We start from the raw sequence: 660 nt of genomic DNA on the forward strand, positions 1-660 counted from the left end.
GGGTAGTGACACCGCGATTCTGCTCGACGGCGGGGGGTCATCGGCGATCGTTCTGCGCCGTGATACCGGGGGCATGTGGGCCGGCGCTGGGTCGCCGAAAGGATCGTGCGACACCCGTCAGGTGCTCTGTGACTCCCATGAGCGGGCGCTGCCCAGCTGGCTGGCGTTCAACTAAGGCTTCGCAGCGCCGGCGGGCTCGGTCCCGCTACACCTGCGGCGTCAAATCCAGCGAGGTGATGGTCGTCATCCTGGTCACCAGCCACCGCGCGTCATAACGCTTCATGAACAGCCGGTAGGACAGATACTTCAATGCTGGGATGTTCTTGGTCACCGGACTGGTGGTCGTGGTGTTGGTGTAGACGATGGCAACGGCATCCCGGCCGCTCAGCGATTCCACGGCAGCACCGGTGACCTCGGTATCGTTGGTAATCTTGGCCTGTTTGTTTGCTGCGGCGATCTGGTCGACGAATCTGCGGTACTGAGCCGCGAAATCACCGCTGAGGTAATTCGCGGCCCGATCGGCCAGGGTGTCCATGTTCTCCGGCGTGTAGGTCCACAACGTCGTGATCGCATTGGCGGCGGTCCGCGCGACCATGAGCTTGGTGGCCACCACGGCGCGCTCGGAGAGGTAGGGCTCCACCGTCGCACCAGCGAACGCTG

General features: G+C 63.8%; 1 protein-coding gene and 1 pseudogene. One reads left to right on the top strand and one right to left on the bottom strand.

Annotation, left to right across the window (positions count from 1 at the left end):
- Positions 1-175 (top strand): annotated as a pseudogene (locus BST12_RS34030) (phosphodiester glycosidase family protein); the annotation flags it as partial.
- Between the two features lie 30 nt (positions 176-205).
- Here the strand turns inward: BST12_RS34030 and BST12_RS29170 are convergent.
- On the bottom strand, positions 206-660 hold a 455-nt coding region (locus BST12_RS29170), incomplete at its 5' end, for a hypothetical protein (protein WP_053042307.1).

The sequence above is a fragment of the Mycobacterium angelicum genome, from assembly GCF_002086155.1.
In the GTDB taxonomy this organism is placed as follows: Bacteria; Actinomycetota; Actinomycetes; order Mycobacteriales; family Mycobacteriaceae; genus Mycobacterium; species Mycobacterium angelicum.